The 16,560-nt window shown below is 72.9% G+C and carries 16 protein-coding genes; 9 read left to right on the top strand and 7 right to left on the bottom strand.

Features of this window, described 5'->3' with window-relative positions; genetic code table 11:
• The first annotated feature begins 28 nt into the window (after positions 1–28).
• Both ACSMXR_RS13835 and ACSMXR_RS13830 read left to right on the top strand, forming a co-directional pair.
• Entirely contained in the window at positions 29–784 is a 756-nt protein-coding gene (locus tag ACSMXR_RS13835; RefSeq protein ID WP_137234309.1) for an ABC transporter permease, read from the top strand.
• The gene (locus ACSMXR_RS13830; RefSeq protein ID WP_473171976.1) at positions 781–2,733 is read left to right on the top strand and encodes a TOMM precursor leader peptide-binding protein; all 1,953 of its coding nucleotides are present in this window, start codon (positions 781–783) and stop codon (positions 2,731–2,733) included. Before ACSMXR_RS13835 ends, ACSMXR_RS13830 begins: the two co-directional genes overlap by 4 nt.
• A gap of 77 nt (positions 2,734–2,810) precedes the next feature.
• Here ACSMXR_RS13830 and ACSMXR_RS13825 read toward each other — a convergent pair whose 3' ends face one another.
• Together ACSMXR_RS13825 and ACSMXR_RS13820 are read right to left on the bottom strand one after the other, a co-directional pair.
• Positions 2,811–2,987, bottom strand: coding sequence for a thiazolylpeptide-type bacteriocin (locus ACSMXR_RS13825; protein ID WP_218526155.1), 177 nt, complete (start codon positions 2,985–2,987; stop codon positions 2,811–2,813).
• Between the two features lie 145 nt (positions 2,988–3,132).
• The gene (locus ACSMXR_RS13820; RefSeq protein WP_003968635.1) at positions 3,133–3,309 is read right to left on the bottom strand and encodes a thiazolylpeptide-type bacteriocin; all 177 of its coding nucleotides are present in this window, start codon (positions 3,307–3,309) and stop codon (positions 3,133–3,135) included.
• A gap of 196 nt (positions 3,310–3,505) precedes the next feature.
• Between ACSMXR_RS13820 and ACSMXR_RS13815 the strand changes: the two genes are divergently transcribed.
• On the top strand, positions 3,506–4,924 hold the full coding sequence (locus ACSMXR_RS13815) for an amidohydrolase (RefSeq protein WP_473171975.1): 1,419 nt from the start codon (positions 3,506–3,508) through the stop codon (positions 4,922–4,924).
• Complete coding sequence (locus tag ACSMXR_RS13810; protein ID WP_376184107.1) at positions 4,921–5,175, top strand: hypothetical protein; 255 nt, start codon at positions 4,921–4,923, stop codon at positions 5,173–5,175. Before ACSMXR_RS13815 ends, ACSMXR_RS13810 begins: the two co-directional genes overlap by 4 nt.
• Positions 5,176–5,315: 140 nt before the next feature.
• On the opposite strand, the gene ACSMXR_RS13805 is transcribed toward ACSMXR_RS13810, so the two are convergent.
• On the bottom strand, positions 5,316–6,323 hold the full coding sequence (locus ACSMXR_RS13805; RefSeq protein ID WP_364884568.1) for a helix-turn-helix transcriptional regulator: 1,008 nt from the start codon (positions 6,321–6,323) through the stop codon (positions 5,316–5,318).
• A gap of 446 nt (positions 6,324–6,769) precedes the next feature.
• Between ACSMXR_RS13805 and mfd the strand changes: the two genes are divergently transcribed.
• Entirely contained in the window at positions 6,770–10,303 is a 3,534-nt protein-coding gene (mfd, locus tag ACSMXR_RS13800) for a transcription-repair coupling factor (protein WP_473171974.1), read from the top strand.
• A gap of 106 nt (positions 10,304–10,409) precedes the next feature.
• The gene (locus ACSMXR_RS13795) at positions 10,410–11,012 is read left to right on the top strand and encodes an SMI1/KNR4 family protein (RefSeq protein ID WP_137234315.1); all 603 of its coding nucleotides are present in this window, start codon (positions 10,410–10,412) and stop codon (positions 11,010–11,012) included.
• A gap of 61 nt (positions 11,013–11,073) precedes the next feature.
• Here ACSMXR_RS13795 and ACSMXR_RS13790 read toward each other — a convergent pair whose 3' ends face one another.
• Positions 11,074–11,661, bottom strand: coding sequence for a TetR/AcrR family transcriptional regulator (locus ACSMXR_RS13790; protein ID WP_381851411.1), 588 nt, complete (start codon positions 11,659–11,661; stop codon positions 11,074–11,076).
• Positions 11,662–11,785: 124 nt separating this feature from the next.
• Here ACSMXR_RS13790 and ACSMXR_RS13785 point away from each other — a divergent pair, with 124 nt between their 5' ends.
• On the top strand, positions 11,786–12,691 hold the full coding sequence (locus ACSMXR_RS13785) for an SCO6745 family protein (protein WP_473171973.1): 906 nt from the start codon (positions 11,786–11,788) through the stop codon (positions 12,689–12,691).
• A 55-nt stretch (positions 12,692–12,746) separates the two neighbouring features.
• Here ACSMXR_RS13785 and ACSMXR_RS13780 read toward each other — a convergent pair whose 3' ends face one another.
• A complete protein-coding gene (locus tag ACSMXR_RS13780; protein WP_473171972.1) occupies positions 12,747–13,739 on the bottom strand; it encodes a zinc-binding dehydrogenase in 993 nt (330 codons plus the stop codon).
• A gap of 61 nt (positions 13,740–13,800) precedes the next feature.
• Between ACSMXR_RS13780 and ACSMXR_RS13775 the strand changes: the two genes are divergently transcribed.
• A complete protein-coding gene (locus ACSMXR_RS13775) occupies positions 13,801–14,109 on the top strand; it encodes an ArsR/SmtB family transcription factor (RefSeq protein WP_030086205.1) in 309 nt (102 codons plus the stop codon).
• A gap of 166 nt (positions 14,110–14,275) precedes the next feature.
• A complete protein-coding gene (locus ACSMXR_RS13770) occupies positions 14,276–15,061 on the top strand; it encodes an HNH endonuclease family protein (RefSeq protein ID WP_137234319.1) in 786 nt (261 codons plus the stop codon).
• Positions 15,062–15,107: 46 nt separating this feature from the next.
• Here the strand turns inward: ACSMXR_RS13770 and ACSMXR_RS13765 are convergent, their stop codons facing one another.
• Positions 15,108–15,767, bottom strand: coding sequence for a hypothetical protein (locus ACSMXR_RS13765; protein ID WP_364884548.1), 660 nt, complete (start codon positions 15,765–15,767; stop codon positions 15,108–15,110).
• 102 nt (positions 15,768–15,869) lie between these two features.
• A complete protein-coding gene (locus ACSMXR_RS13760) occupies positions 15,870–16,481 on the bottom strand; it encodes a GNAT family N-acetyltransferase (protein WP_473171971.1) in 612 nt (203 codons plus the stop codon).
• Positions 16,482–16,560 lie beyond the last annotated feature (79 nt).

Below are 16,560 nucleotides of genomic sequence, written 5' to 3'. Positions count from 1 at the left end.
CAGTGATCCAGCGATACGGAGACACCCGATGAGCGCCTACACCGCGCTGAGCCAGGCCGGATACCGGGCCTACACCCGCGACCGCACCACCCTCTTCTTCACCTTCGCCTTCCCGCTGATCTTCCTGGTCGTCTTCGGGCTGATCTTCCACGGCCAGACCGTCGAGGAGAGCGGCAAGCCCTACATCAACTACATCGCGCCCGGCGTGCTGTCCTGGGGCGTCGGCAACGCCGCCGTCTTCGGCGTCGGCTTCGTCCTGATGCAGTGGCGGCGCGACGACATCCTCCGGCTGATCCGGATGACGCCCACACCCGTCTCCGCCGTCCTCGCCTCCCGATACGTCCTGGCGCTCGGCATCGGAGCCGTCCAGGCGGTCCTCTTCGTGGCCGTGGCCCTACTGCCCTCCTTCGGGCTCCAGCTGGACGGCCGCTGGCCGCTCGCCCTGCCGGTGCTGGTCCTCGGGATCACCGCGTTCCTCGCGCTCGGCGTCATCGTCGGCAGCTACGCGAAGACCCCCGAGGCGGTCGCCGCCGTCGCCAACTGCCTGATGATTCCCATGGCGTTCCTGTCCGGCTCGTTCTTCCCGCTGGACGCCATGCCCGGCTGGATGCAGAGCCTCTCCCGCGTCCTGCCGCTGCGCTATCTCAACGACGGGGTCTCCGGCGCGCTGACCGGCGGCGGCACCCTGGGCGACATCGGCGTCGCCTGCGCCGTCCTCGCCGGATTCGCCCTCGTCCTCGGCGCGGTGGCGCTGAAGACCTTCCGCTGGAGCGACAAGTCATGACGACGACGGCCACCGCATCCACCCCCCTGGACGCGGCGCGCACCCGCCTCCAGTCCGCGCTGACCGCCCGCCACACCCGTACGCTCGGGAACGGACCGCTTCCCGCGCCCTACGTCGTCCCGCTCGGGGCCGCCGACGTCCTCGGCTTCGGCCACCCGGACCCGTACGCCGACACCCGGCCGGCCGCCAATGTGCAGCTGACCTCCCGGGCCGTGCTCATCGGCCCCTGGGGCGGCGGGCCCGACGCCACCGCCTGCGGCCAGTGCCTCGCGATGCGCTGGCAGCGGCTGCGCAGCCGGTCCGAGCGCGAGGCCCTGGAGCTGGGGCACGAGCCGCGCGGGGCCGTGCACTGGCCGGTGCTCACGGAGTACGCGGTGGACGCGGTCTGGGCCACCTACGGGGCGGTCGCCCGGGGAGGGACCGCCGGTACCGACGCCGGCCCCGCCGACCGGGCGCTGCCCCAGGTCACCCGCGTCGACCTGGTCACCCTCGCCACGGCCACCTTCCCGCTGCTGCCCGAACCGCTCTGCCCCGCCTGTGTGCAGGAGGTCCCGGACACGGCGGAGGCCGCCCGCATGGAGCTGGGCCCCACCCCCAAACCGGACCCCGACGGCTACCGGCTCCGCACCCTGGACTCCTACCCGCTGCCGACCGCCGCCCTCGCCAACCCGGTCTGCGGCACGCTCGGTTCGGACATCTGGATCAACCCGACCTCCACCACCACCGCCCCGGTCGCCGGAACCCACTTCGTACGCGGCTACGCGGGCCTCAACGACGTCACCTGGAGCGGCCAGGCCAACCGGTACGCCACCAGCCGCACCCTCGCCCACCTGGAGGGCCTGGAGCGGTACGCGGGCACCCACCGCCGACGCGGCACGACCCCGGTCGTCGACAGCTACGCGAACCTCTCCGGCCAGGCCCTGAACCCCGCCGACTGCGGCTTCTACGCCCCGGAGACGTACGCCACCGACCCCCTGGTCAGCCCCTTCGACCCGGACCGGGCGATCCCCTGGGTGTGGGCCCACTCGCTGCGCGACGACGCCCCGGTCCTGGTCCCGGCCCGGCTCGCCCACTACAGCGCGGGCGTCGACGCCGACAACTTCGTCTTCGAGTGCTCCAACGGCTGTGCCACCGGGGGGAGTCCGGAGGAGGCGATCCTCTTCGGGCTCCTCGAACTCGTCGAGCGGGACGCCTTCCTCCTCGCCTGGTACGGCCGTGCCCGCCTCACCGCGATCGACCTCGCCTCCGCGACGACCCCCGCCGTCCGCTCGATGCTCGACCGGGCCGCCCTGCACGGCTACGACGTGCACGCCTTCGATACGCGGATGGACCTGGCGGTCCCCGTCGTCACCGCCCTCGCGGTGCGCCGGGACGGCGGCAACGGCACGCTCTCCTTCAGCGCGGCGGCCGGCTTCGACCCGGCGGACACGGTCGAGGCGGCCCTGTCCGAAGTCCTCACCTACATCCCGCACCTGCCCTACCAGGTCACCGAGCGCCGGGCCGAACTGGAGGCGATGGAACGGGACTTCACCAAGGTCCTGCACCTCAAGGACCACGCCCAGCTCTACGGACTGCCGTCCATGGTGCGGCACGCCGCCGAGTACCTGGAACCGGCCGCCGTCCTCCCGCTGGACGAGACGTTCGCCGACTGGCAGCCGCTGCGCCCGCGCACCGGCGACCTGCTGGACGATCTGCGGCTGCTGCGCGACCGGCTGACGGGGGCCGGGTACGACGTCATCGCCGTCGACCAGACGACCCCCGAGCAGCACCGGATGGGCCTGCACACGGTCTCCACGATCGTCCCCGGACTGCTGCCGCTGGACTTCGGCTGGAGCAGACAGCGGGCGCTGACCATGCCCCGGCTGCGGACCGCGCTGCGGGCGGCGGGCCGGCGCGCCGACGAGCTGCCGGAGGCGGAGATCAAGGCCGTCCCGCACCCGTTCCCGTGACCGGGCCCGCGCCGCACGTGCGACAGCCCCCTCCGACCGACGGAGGGGGCCGGTGTACGTGCGGCCGAGCGGCGTCGTCAGGCGCTGCAGGAGGTGGTGCTGGTGGTGGCGGAGCAGGTCGACGTCGAGGAGCACGACGTGGAACCGGCGAGGACGACCTCCGAGGCGTCGGAGTAGTCCGAGATCTCGAAGGTCTCCGACTCCAGCTCCAGGATCTCGTCGGCGAGGGTGGCGAGTTCGGTCTTGGGGGCCATGGTGATCTCCCTGGTCTCGTGGGAGTCGGGCCGGCTGTTCCGGCCCGGTGCCCGGGTGCTGGACCCGTTCGAGGGGTGCGGCACGTGCGGCGGCCCCTTCCGGCTCACGGGAGGGGGCTGCCGTACGTGCGGCCGAGCGGCGCTGTCAGGCGCTGCAGGAGGTGGTGCTGGTGGTGCTGGAGCAGGTCGACGTCGAGGAGCACGACGTGGAACCGGCGAGGACGACCTCCGAGGCGTCGGAGTAGTCCGAGATCTCGAAGGTCTCCGACTCCAGCTCCAGGATCTCGTCGGCGAGGGTGGCGAGTTCGGTCTTGGGGGCCATGGTGATCTCCCTGGTCTCGTGGGGGGCCGGCCGGCTGTTCCGATCCGGTGCCCGGGTGCTGGACCCATTGGAGGGGTGGCCGCTGTCACATCGGCCGCGTTTTCGCTGTCACATCGCTGGCACCCGCTGACAGGGCGACGGCGCGGCACGTGACAGCCGTACGGAGCAGGCTCGTTGAGCAGAGATGAGGTGCGCGGTGGTCACAGCGGCGGGAACGGCGAAGGACGCGGACGACGACGGGCACGCGACGGGAGCGGAGGCGGCGAGAGAGGCGGTGCGGGGGGACGGGAGGGCTCCGGGGGGCCGGCCGCCGGGAGGCGGGACCCTGCCGCGCCCGCTGCTCCGGGCCGCCGTCGAGCTCTACCTCGACCTGCACGCCCACCCCGAACTCTCCGGCCACGAACACCGCACCGCCGACCGCCTTGCCGCCCGGCTGGCCGGACACGGCTGTACGGTCACCCGTTCCGTGGGCGGCGGCCACGGACTCGTCGGGGTGCTGCGCAACGGACCGGGACCCACCGTGCTGCTGCGCACCGAGCTGGACGCGCTGCCCGTCACCGAGGCCACCGGACTGCCGTACGCCAGTACCACCCCCGGCGTCATGCACGCCTGCGGCCACGACCTGCACATCGCGGCGGTCGCCGGGGTGGTGGCGCACCTCGCCGCCACCCGGGACACCTGGCGGGGCACGGTCCTCGTCGTCGGCCAGCCGGAGGAGGAGACGCTGCGCGGGGCCCGGTCCATGCTGACGGAGGGGCGGCTGTACGAGCGGTTCGGCGTGCCCGACGCGGTGCTCGCCCAGCACGCCGCCCCGCTGCCCGCCGGGGCCCTCGCCCACGCGCCGGCGGGCGGGCCGCCCCTGATGGCCGGGAGCGTCGCCGTCGAGGCGGTCCTGCACGGCCGGGGCGGTCACGCGGCGACCCCGCACCTCAACCTCGACCCGGTCCTGATGGCCGCCGCCACCGTGCTGCGGCTGCGCACGGTGGCGGCCGAGGCGACCGCGCCCGCCGAACAGGCCGTGCTCACCGTCGGCTCGGTGCGGGCCGGCGAGCGCGGCAACATCACCCCGGACCACGCCGAACTCTCGCTCACCATCCGGGCGTTCACCGAGGAAGCGCTCGACCGGCTGGCGGCCGCCGCCGAACGCGTCGTCCGGGCCGAGGCCGCCGCGTCCGGAGCCCCGCGCACCCCCGAGTTCACCGTCACCGCCCGCTCGCCCGTCCTGCGCCCCGACCCGGCGCTGACCGCTCGGGTGCGCCGGGCCCACGAGGCGCTGCTCGGGCCCGGCCGGGTGCTGGACCTCGCCGGTTCGGCGGCCACCGAGGACGTCCCGCACTTCGCGTCGGGCGGGCCGGGAGGTTCGGCGGGCGCGGCCGGTTCGGCCGGTTCGGAAGCGGCGGGCGCGGTCCCGGTCGCGTACTGGATGCTCGGGACCACCGGGGCCGGACCCTGGCGGACCGCCCGCGCCGGAGGCGCACCCGTACCGCCCAACCACGCCCCCGGCTTCGCCCCCGACGTCCGGGCCGCCCTGCCCGTCGGTATCGAGGCGCTGGCGGCGGCGGCCCGGCAGGTGCTGGACCCGGGGCCCGCCGGGGCCAGGGAGGCGGCGTCATGACGGCCGGGCGGTCCGGGATCGCCGATGTCGTCCTCGTACGCCGCGACCGGGCGGCCCCGACCGGCTGGACCACCGTCGTCAGGCTGCTGGGCCTCCTCCCCGGCCACTGGTCCTGCCACCCCGAGGTGGACCAGGACCGGGTGGTCCTGCGGGTCGAGCTGGCCGGGGCGACGGACGCGTCGGCGGTGCGGCGGGCGGTGTCCTGCGTCCTGGCGGACACGGCCCTGCGCGGCTGGACCGAGGAGCTGTAGGCGTAACCCACGGGGCGCAGAGGCCGCCCCGGAGGCCAGAACCCACGGGGCCCAGGGGCCACCCGGCGGGTCAGAACCCACGGGGCTCCGGGGCCGCCCCGGAGGTCAGAACCCACGGGGCTCCGGGGCCGTCCCGACGGTCAGATCCAGCCGCGCTCACGGGCCAGCAGCGCGGCCTGCGCCCGGCTGGCCGCGCCGAGCGTCTGCATCAGATCGGCGACGTGCCGCCGATAGGTCCGCACCGACACCCCCAGCTCCCGCGCGCCCGCCTCGTCCTTGCCCACCGTGCACATCGACACCAGCACCCGCCGCTCGATGCCGGAGGGCCGGGGCGCGTCCGCGTCCTCACCGCTCCCGGTGCCGTCGGCCGCCCGGGACAGGTCGTCCGCCTGGTCCCAGATCCGTTCGAACAGGGAGATGATGTTGGAGACCAGGCCGCTGCGGTGGGCGAGGAGCGCGCCGCGCGAGGTGTCGCGCGGGTCCAGCGGGACGAGCGCCGCCCGGCGGTCGTAGACGAGCAGCCGCTCCGTGGTGTCCGCCGTCACCCGGATCGCCGCCCCGTGCTCGGCCAGCTCCCGCAGATAGGCGGCGGTCGGCGGGTCCTGGAGCGCCACGCTGGAGACGACGTTGCGGATCCGCACCCCGCGCCGCAGACAGCGCAGGTCCAGCGGACGGGAGCGGGCGATGTTCTCCGCCGACAGCCGGGTGTACGGCTCCACGGACAGGATCTCGTCGCGGGCGAAGAAGGCGAGGTCGTCGATCCGGTTACGGATCTGGGTCAGCCCCTCCAACTGCTCGATGCCCTGCGGAGGGGGCGTACGGGCCCCCTGCTCCGCGCGTAGACCATCAATGACGTGCCGCGACCGGGTGACGCGCTGCAGCTCCTGGTGGAGTGCGGCCAGCCGTACGTCCACCAGCCGGGCGAGCGCCACCTCGGGGTCCGCCGGGAAGATCCGCAGCTCCGCGTCCTCGGTGTGCAGCAGCCCCAGCTCCTGGAGCCGGGCGATCCGGGCGCGGGCGTCCTGGGGCCGCGAGTGCAGCAGGAGGTGGAGGTCGTCGGCGCGGGTGCCGGGGTTGCGCAGGAAGTGCCGGTAGATCTCTTCCTCGGCCTCCGGGACCCCGAAGACAGACATCTCGTTCTCGCCCACGTACGCCCCCGATGCCTGATGCCGTGGGACCGTGCACCGAGGGGGATCGCCCCGCGCCGCCCGTCCCGGCCGCTGCTCGCTCCGCCCGTGCTCGGTACTGCCTGTATGACGTTCTCGGAACACCTGTTGTGCAAGGGTCGGGCAAAGACTAGACGCTGGGATCACTCCTGTGAGGATCCCCGGCACAACTGTGTGCGATACGGAGATGAACGGTGCGCGACCGTCGACGAGCGGCGGGGTGGGCACGACGGGCGGCGGGGCGGCCCGTGGCACGGGCGGCGAAGCGGGCACGACCCGGGCGGCCGGTCCGCGGATCCGGGCGACGGCCGCCCGGCTGCCGGTTGCGGGCGCGACTGTCACCCCCGGGTCGTAACCTGGAACCCCCGGCGCGTCCCACGTGTCGGGCCCTTCGCGTTGCCCCTGATCTGATCCCGGACGGAAACTTCATGAGTCTGCACGGTCTGCTGGATGTCGTCGTTACGGACCCGGCGCTCGCCGAGGCGGTGAAGGCCGCCGGGGACGGGCACCGGGCGCATGTCGACCTGGTGGGCCCGCCCGGTGCGCGGCCGTTCGCGGTGGCCGCGCTGGCCCGGCAGACCGGCCGGACCGTGCTGGCCGTCACCGCCACGGGCCGGGAGGCCGAGGATCTGGCCGCCGCCCTGCGCACGCTGCTGCCGCCGGACACGGTCGCGGAGTTCCCGTCCTGGGAGACCCTGCCGCACGAGCGGCTCTCGCCCCGCTCGGACACCGTGGGCCGCCGCCTCGCCGTGCTGCGCCGCCTGGCGCATCCGCGCGCGGACGACCCGGAGACCGGCCCGGTGTCCGTCGTCGTCGCGCCGATCCGCTCCGTGCTCCAGCCGCAGGTCAAGGGGCTCGGCGAGCTGGAGCCCGTGGCGCTGGCCGGCGGGCAGAGCGCGGACCTGGGCGAGGTGGTGGACGCGCTGGCGGCCGCCGCGTACTCCCGGGTGGAACTGGTCGAGAAGCGCGGCGAGTTCGCCGTACGCGGTGGCATCCTGGACGTCTTCCCGCCGACCGAGGAGCACCCCCTTCGGGTGGAGTTCTGGGGCGACGAGGTCGAGGAGATCCGCTACTTCAAGATCGCCGACCAGCGGTCGCTGGAGGTCGCGGCGCACGGGCTGTGGGCCCCGCCCTGCCGCGAACTGCTGCTGACCGACCAGGTCCGCGAGCGGGCCGCCGCGCTCGCCGAGGAACACCCGGAGCTGGGCGAACTGCTCGGCAAGATCGCCGAGGGCATCGCGGTCGAGGGCATGGAGTCGCTGGCCCCGGTGCTGGTCGACGACATGGAGCTGCTGCTCGACGTGCTGCCGAAGGACGCGATGGCGATCGTCTGCGACCCGGAGCGGGTCCGCACCCGGGCCGCCGACCTGGTCGCCACCAGCCAGGAGTTCCTGCAGGCGTCGTGGGCGGCGAGCGCGGGCGGCGGCGAGGCCCCGATCGACGTGGGCGCGGCCTCGCTGTGGGGCATCGCGGACGTCCGGGACCGGGCCCGTGAGCTGGACATGATGTGGTGGTCGATCTCGCCGTTCGCGGCCGAGGCCGCCGACCACGACGACGACACCCTCCAGCTCTCCATGCACGCCCCGGAGGCGTACCGGGGCGACACGGCCCGCGCGCTCGCCGACACCAAGGGCTGGCTGGCCGACGGCTGGCGCACGGTGTACGTGACGGAGGGCCAGGGCCTCGCCTCCCGTACGGTCGAGGTGCTGAGCGGCGAGGGCATCGCGGCCCGCCTCGACGCCGACCTCACCGAGATCGCCCCGTCCCTGGTCCACGTCTCCTGCGGGGCGATCGAGCAGGGCTTCGTCGACCCGGCGCTGAAGCTGGCGGTGCTCACCGAGACGGACCTGACCGGCCAGCGCACCGCCACCAAGGACCTGGGCCGGATGCCGGCCCGCCGCCGGAAGACGATCGACCCGCTGACGCTGGAGGTCGGCGACTACATCGTCCACGAGCAGCACGGTGTGGGCCGGTACGTGGAGATGGTGCAGCGCACGGTTCAGGGCGCGACCCGCGAGTATCTGCTCGTCGAGTACGCCCCGGCCAAGCGCGGCCAGCCCGGCGACCGCCTCTACATCCCGACCGACCAGCTGGAGCAGGTCACCAAGTACGTCGGTGGCGAGGCCCCGACGCTGCACCGGCTCGGCGGCGCGGACTGGACGAAGACGAAGCAGCGCGCGAAGAAGGCGGTCAAGGAGATCGCCGCCGACCTGATCAAGCTGTACTCGGCCCGGATGGCGGCCCCCGGCCACGCCTTCGGCGCGGACACCCCCTGGCAGCGGGAGCTGGAGGACGCGTTCCCGTACGCGGAGACGCCCGACCAGCTGTCCACGATCGCCGAGGTCAAGGAGGACATGGAGAAGACGGTCCCGATGGACCGGCTGATCTGCGGCGACGTGGGCTACGGCAAGACGGAGATCGCGGTCCGTGCGGCGTTCAAGGCGGTGCAGGACGGCAAGCAGGTGGCGGTCCTCGTCCCGACGACCCTCCTGGTCCAGCAGCACTACGGCACGTTCACCGAGCGCTACTCCCAATTCCCGGTCAACGTAAGGGCGCTGAGCCGCTTCCAGTCGGAGACAGAATCCAAAGCAACGCTCGAAGGCCTCAAGGACGGCTCGGTCGACCTGGTCATCGGCACCCACCGCCTGTTCTCCTCCGAGACGAAGTTCAAGGACCTCGGCCTGGTCATCGTGGACGAGGAGCAGCGGTTCGGCGTCGAGCACAAGGAGCAGCTGAAGAAGCTCCGCGCCAACGTGGACGTCCTCACGATGTCCGCGACGCCCATTCCCCGTACGCTCGAAATGGCGGTCACCGGCATCCGCGAGATGTCCACGATCACCACCCCGCCGGAGGAGCGCCACCCGGTGCTGACCTTCGTCGGCCCGTACGAGGAGAAGCAGATCGGCGCGGCGATCCGCCGTGAACTGCTGCGCGAGGGCCAGGTCTTCTACATCCACAACCGGGTCGAGTCCATCGACCGGGCGGCCGCCCGCCTGCGCGAGATCGTCCCGGAGGCGCGGATCGCGACAGCACACGGCCAGATGTCCGAAGCGGCGCTGGAACAGGTGGTGGTGGACTTCTGGGAGAAGAAGTTCGACGTCCTGGTCTCCACGACGATCGTCGAGTCCGGCATCGACATCTCCAACGCCAATACCCTGATCGTGGAGCGCGGCGACAACTTCGGTCTCTCCCAACTCCACCAGCTGCGCGGCCGGGTGGGCCGAGGCCGAGACCGGGGCTACGCCTACTTCTTGTATCCCCCCGAGAAGCCCCTGACGGAGACGGCTCACGAGCGCCTGGCGACGATCGCCCAGCACACGGAGATGGGCGCGGGCATGTACGTGGCGATGAAGGACCTGGAGATCCGCGGCGCGGGCAATCTGCTGGGCGGCGAGCAGTCCGGCCACATCGCGGGCGTCGGCTTCGACCTGTACGTCCGCATGGTCGGCGAGGCCGTAGCCGACTACCGGGCCCAGATGGAGGGCGGCGTGGAGGAGGAGCCGCCGCTGGAGGTCAAGATCGAGCTCCCGGTCGACGCGCACGTCCCGCACGACTACGCCCCCGGCGAGCGCCTGCGCCTCCAGGCGTACCGCGCGATCGCCTCGGCCTCCTCGGAGGACGACATCCGCGCGGTCCGCGAGGAGTTGACCGACCGCTACGGCCCGTTGCCCGAACCGGTCGAGAACCTCCTCCTGGTCGCCGGCCTCCGCATGCTGGCCCGCGCCTGCGGAGTCGGCGAGATCGTCCTCCAGGGCTCCAACATCCGCTTCGCCCCGGTGGAGCTGCGCGAGTCCCAGGAACTGCGCCTGAAGCGCCTGCACCCCAAGACGGTCATCAAGCCGGCCGCCCACCAGATCCTGGTCCCGCGCCCGACGACGGGCAAGATCGGCGGCAAGCCGGTCATCGGCCGCGAACTGCTGGCATGGACGGGCGAGTTCCTGACGACGATCCTGGGGTCGTAGCGCCCCGGAGTCTCGCGAACGATCGGGCCCCGCCGGGTTTGCTCACCCGGCGGGGCCCGAGGCGTTCCGGTCGTCGGCACTGCACGCCGTCTCTCTTCGACCCCGCATGATGACCTGCATGAACACGGAAGCCTGTGACCCGGCCGAATCGGCCGCTCTGCGCGAGATCTTCGCGACCCGTCCCGATGCGGTGCCGCCGGCCGGCTGGGAGGCGGTGCGGTCCTTCGAGGCGGAGCACGGCGTCGTGCTCCCGGAGCCGTACCGCTCGTTCGTGGCGGAGATCAGCGACGGCCTGCGCGCGGGTCCGCCCCACTACGGTCTGCTGCCCCTTGCGCAGACGCCATCGGACTGGGGCGCGGGCCGCGCCGAGCGCCTGCTCGCCGAGCCTTTTCCGCTCACGGAGGTATGGCTGTGGGAGGGCGAAGAAGCCGAGGACGAGGGCGAGGAAGAGGTGCCGGACCAGGAGTTCCAGGCACGGGTGGACGCCGTTTACGACCACGGCTCCTTGCTGCTGGGCACGGACGGCTGCGGTATGTACTGGCACCTGATCACTACGGGCCCGCAACGCGGTCACATCTGGCTCATCGACGAGTACGGAGCGATACCCTTCGGCACCCGCCCGGGCACTCCCCTGATGCCGGGCACGCCCGGTTTCGCGGGGTGGGTGGCCAGCTGGGCCCAGGGACGTTCCTGGTTCGCGGACGACTAGGCCGCGGAACCTCGTTCGTCACTCGGGAACCGCCCACGAGGGGAGTCCGGGGACGGCCGCCTCAGCCGTCGCGTCGCTCTTCCGGCGTGAAGATCAGGCCGGTCAGGGCCCGGAACGCCTCCTCCGGGTCCCGGCCCTCCAGTGCCTCCGCCAGATTGCCGCTGAGCAGCAGCGTCGCGAAGCCGTGCGCCAGTGACCACGCGGCCACCCCGGCGAGCCGGTCGTCCTCGCCCCGGCCGTCCGGCGGGATGTCCGCCACGCCCGCGCGCAGCGCGTCGGTCGCCCTGGCGCGGGCGGCGAGCAGGTCCGGGTCGTCGGTCCGGTACAGGTCCGGCTGGAACATCACCTGGAAGTGCGCGGGGTGCGTCGCCGCGAACCGTACGTACGCCACGCCCCGTTCCCGGAGGTCCGGCGCCCCGGTCAGCGCGTCGGCGAACAGGGCGTACCCCTCGGCGGCCACGGCGGTCAGCAGGCCCGTGCGGTCCTTGAAGTGGTGCGCGGGCGCGGCGTGCGAGACGCCGGCCCGGCGGGCCAGGTCGCGCAGGCTCAGGCCGGTGGGGCCCTCGGTCGCGATGACGTCGAGGGCGGCGGTCAGGACGGCGCGCCGCAGGTCGCCGTGGTGGTAGGTGCGTTCGCGCTCGCTGCTCATGGGGGAACCCTACCTGGCATCTAGTCATTGACAAGTTCAGGCGGGGCGCGCATGCTGGAGATCCGATCTAGTCATTGACTAGATGTGCGATTCCCGTCCGGGAAGCCCGGGAGAGGCGGAGATCATGACCGGAGAAGCGGCCCGCGTACGGCAGATGTGGCACCTCCTGGAGCCCCTGCACGCCGTTCTGTACTACGCCCCCGAAGCCTTCGAGGAGGCCGCCGCGCTCGGGTACGACACCGAGGAGCGCTGGTCGAGCTACTTCGCCTGGCGCGCGGCTCCGCTGGGAGCGGTGGGGGCGGCGGAGGTGGTGCGAACGTTCCACAGCTTCGCCCCGGTGATGGTGGACGGATACGTTCCGGACGGCTGGGCGACCGCCGACCCGGACGCCGTGCTCGCGGCCCGGCAGCGGGCGGTCGACCGGGCCTACCGGGCGCTGTTCGGGGACCGGGTGGAGGGGCCGGAGTTCGCGGAGGCCGCCGCGCTGGCCCGCCGTGCGGCGGAGGCGGCGGGCCCTGGCGTCCCGGGCGACCTCGGAGTCGCCAAGCACCCGGGAGCGCTCAGCGGCCTCGGGGCCGCCAACTCCGCCCTGCCCTGGCCCGACGCCCCGCACCTGGCGCTCTGGCACGCGGCGACGGTCCTGCGCGAACACCGGGGCGACGGGCACATCGCCGCCCTGGCCGAGGCGGGTCTCGACCCGGTCGAGTCGCTGGTCTCCTTCGCGGCGGTCGGCGCGGCGGCCCCCGAGGTGTTCGCGAGCCGGGGGTGGAGCGCGGCGGAGTGGGGCGCGGCCCGGCGGCGGCTCCGGGAGCGCGGGCTGCTGGCGGCGGACGGCACGGCCACGGACGCGGGGCGCGAACTGCGCGCGAAGGTGGAGCTGCGCACCGACGAGGAGGCCGCCGCGCCGTGGCGGGCGCTGGGGGAGCCGGGGCGCGAGCGGCTGGCGGGGCTGCTGGGGGAGCCCTGGCTGGAGGTCATCGGCTCGGGGCTGCTGCCGTCCGAGAACACCCTCGGCATCGGGAAGGTGTGATCCGCGGTGGAAAGGTGAGCCCCCGGAGGGTCGGGGCCGGGGGCTCAGGCGTGGCTCATTCGCTCTCGGGCTGCACGGCGATGGCGATCTTGCCGCGGGGGCGCCGGCGGCCCTCGCCGACGGAGCCGCCCTCCAGCAGCGTGTGCGCGTCCGCGATCTCGGCCAGCGGCAGCACCTCGCCGATCACCGGCCGAAGCTGGCCCCGCTCGACCAGCCGGCTCAGCGCGTCGAGCTTGGCCCGGCCGGGGCTGACGAAGAGGAAGTGGTAGGTCGCGTTCACGCCCCACGCGGCGAGCAGGTTCTGCGGCTCGGGGATGTCCACGATGGACACCACGCGGCCTCGGTCGGCGAGGACCTCCGGGCTCCGGCTGAGGGTGTCCCGGCCCACCGTGTCCAGGACGACGTTCACCCTGCCCAGCTCCTGGACCTGCGGTGCGTAGTCCCCGGCCGAGAAGTCGATCACGGTGTCGGCTCCCAGCCCGGTGACGAACTCGTGGTCCTTCGCCCGCGCGGTGGTCACCACCTCGGCCCCCAGCGCGTGGGCGACCTGGATGGCGGCCGAGCCGACCCCGCCCGCTCCGCCGTGCACCAGGACCCGTTCCCCGGCCTGCACCCCGGCCCGCTCGACCAGCGCCTCCCACACCGTCACGCCCACGAGCGCGAGACCGGCGGCCTCCACATGCGACAGCCCCTCGGGCTTGCGGGCGACCAGGGCCTGGTCGACCACGTGGTACTCGGCGTACGTCCCCTGCCCGGCGAACACCGGCGCCAGATACCAGACCTCGTCGCCCGGCCGGAAGTCGTCCGCCCCGGGGCCGGTCTCGACCACCACGCCGGACACGTCGTTGCCGATCACCGCGGGCAGCGCGACCTCGTCGCGGTAGTCGCCGCGCCGGGTCTGCAGATCCAAAGGGTTCACGGATGTGGCATGCACACGCACCAGCACCTGGCCGGGGCCGGGAGCGGGTCTCGGCAGTTCTCGGGCGGCGAACGCGGTGTCCGCGTCGCCGAAGTGGACGAGTTCCATCACGCGCATCGAAGTCGACATGCGGCAAGGATAGATCGTCATATCGCGAATTACCAATATGTTATTGCGTTACGATCACATCGTGTTCTCGGAGACGGAGTTGCTGGCTGTGTTCCGGGCCCTGTCCAACCCGGCCCGCCGGCAGATGCTGGAGTGGCTGAAGGAGCCGATGAGCTTCCCGGGCCAGGCGCCCGGCGATGTCGAGATCGGCGTCTGCGTGACCGACATCCAGCAGCGTGCGGGGCTGGGGCAGTCGACCACCTCGCAGTACCTCGCGATCCTGCGGCAGGCAGGGTTGGTGGTCGCTACGCGGCGGGGCAAGTGGACCTACTACCGCCGTGACGAGGCGAACATCGCCCGCCTCCTGGAGACCCTGCGCGACGTGTTCTAGGTCTCTCTCCCCCCGACATCTCGCGACATCTCCCGATGCCTCCTGGCGCCTCACGGTGTCTCCCGATGTTTCGCCGTTCGGTTCGGTCACCGGGGGTCGACGCGGCGTGGCCGGCCGCCCATAGGATTCTCGGCGTCCGGTTTCCTCACTGTCAGGACGGCTCCCCGTGATAGCTCCCCGTACGCACCGCGCGGCCCTGCCCGCCATCGGCGCCCTCGTCGTGATCGCCCTGGCGGGCGGCTGCAGCCCCGACGACCTCGCGGCCGACGGCGGTGGCACGAACGGCGGGGCCAACGGCGGCGCGCAGTCCGCCGAGGGCTTCGGCGTGAGCCCGCTGGACAACCCGGACGGTACGAAGCCGGGCCTGGCCCCCCTCACCACCGAGGCGGACCGGGCCGCCGCCCGGAAGATCATCGAGAAGGTGGCCACCAAGGGGCGCGGCCCGAAGACCGGTTACGAGCGGAAGAAGTTCGGCTACGCCTGGAAGGACGGCATCGACGGCATTCCGCTCGCCCGCAACGGCTGCGACACCCGCAACGACCTGCTCGCCCGCGACGGCAAGGACATCGAGCACAAGTCGGGCTCCGACTGCATCGTCATGGCGATGACGCTCCAGGACCCCTACACCGGCGAGAGCATCGACTGGCGCAAGCAGCAGGCGACCAAGGTGCAGATCGACCATGTGATGCCGCTGTCCTACGACTGGCAGATGGGCGCGGCCCGCTGGAACGAGGCGAAGCGCGAGCAGATCGCCAACGACCCGCTCAACCTCATCCCGGTGGACGGCCCGGCCAACAACGCCAAGCGGGACTCCGGCCCCGCCTCCTGGCTGCCGCCGTACAAGCCGATCCGCTGCTCCTACGCGGTGCGGTTCGCCCAGGTCTCGCTGAAGTACGAACTCCCCGTCACGGCGGCCGACAAGCAGGCCATGCTCGCCCAGTGCGGCGGCTGAGCGGCCGCCGCCGTCACCGCCGCACCGGGGAGAAGGAGCGGGGTCTTTAGACCTTGCCGCCGCAGATGACGTCGTACGGGCGGCCGATCGCCATCATCAGCTGCATGGGCTCGGTGGTCGCCGCCGGGCACTCCTTCTTGTCCTTGACGAGTCCGAGGACCTTGAAGTCCGCCGCCCCGGCCGAGGCGCAGGTGATCTCCTTGGCGGTCGCCGAGATGCAGTCACCCTCGACGAGCTGACCGCCGCCTGCGCCCGCGTCGCCCGGGTGGTCGTCGGACAGGTTGCGGCCGCAGACCGTGTGGGTCGGGATGCCGCCGCCCTTCTTGCCGTCGCCGGAGCCGAAGACCCGGGAGACCTGGATGATCAGGTCCGTGCCGGCCGGGCACTGGATCGAGTCGGGCATGAAGCTCGCGGGCTTGAGCTCCAGCGCCTTGAACGTCGCTCCCGACTCGTCGCAGTCGTAGGCCCGGTAGCCGTCCGGCTTGTTCTCCGGGTCCGGACCGCCGCAGTCGCCGATCTCCCAGGAGCCGCCCTTGCCGTCCGAGGCGGATGAGGAGGACGAGGAGGACTTCGACTTCGACGAGTCGTCACCGAAGATCTTGGACGCCCCGTAGCCCAGGCCGAGGATCACCGCGAGCACCACGATGCTCTGCAGGCACCCGGCGGCTCTCCGGGGGCGGGTCGGTGTCGTACCGGGCTGGGTCATGGTTCTGCTCCTCGACGGGTGGTGCACGGGGACGAAGTCACGGGTGGGGACGCGGCATGCACACTTCATGGTTCCGGCCGGTTCCGGCTGGTTCCGGCCGGATCACTCCGGTCCGGTCGAGGCCTCGCCCAGGCTTCTGACCAGGAAGCGGGCCGGATCCGCGACCTCCTGCCGGACCCCGTCGGCGTCGAGGTACGCGTACCGGTCCAGATAGCGGCAGCCGGTCTCCCGGTAGCCGATCCGCAGATAGAGCGCGGCCGCCCGGTGGTTGTCGTCGTCCACGCCGAGGCCGATCAGGTCGTGGCCCGCGTCGCGGACCCGCTGCTCCGCGGCCCGGATCAGCGCCGTGCCGATGCCCCGGGAGCGCAGGTCCGGTGGCCAGATCCCGAGCCCGTTCAGCTCGGGGCAGCCGGGGAAGCGGGCCTGCACCTCGGGGGCCGCGCAGCCCTGCCACAGGATCTGTGCCGTTCCGACGGGTACGTCGTCGATCCAGGCGGTCAGAAAGGTGGTGAGCCCCTGCTCCTGCCGGTCGAACCGGTCCGCGTGCCGCCGGGTCCGGCCGGGCGAGGGCATGTGCCGCTCCAGGATGTCGAGGTCCGTCGGAAGGCAGGGACGGATCAGGACGGGGCCGGGGGAATCGGAGGAGGCGGGGGAGGTGGAGGGAGAGGGGGAGTTGGGGGAATCGGTGGAGTCGGGCGGTGGTGTCGTCGTCATGGGGCGGGACGGTAGCGCGCGGCGGTTGCCTGCCGGGGCCGGCGGCCCACCGGGGTGGGCGGCGGCCCCGGGGCGCACG

The sequence above is a fragment of the Streptomyces sp. DSM 106670 genome (assembly GCF_055792845.1).
Note: the sequence above shows the minus strand (reverse complement) of the source record. Positions and strands in the feature narration are given on the sequence as shown.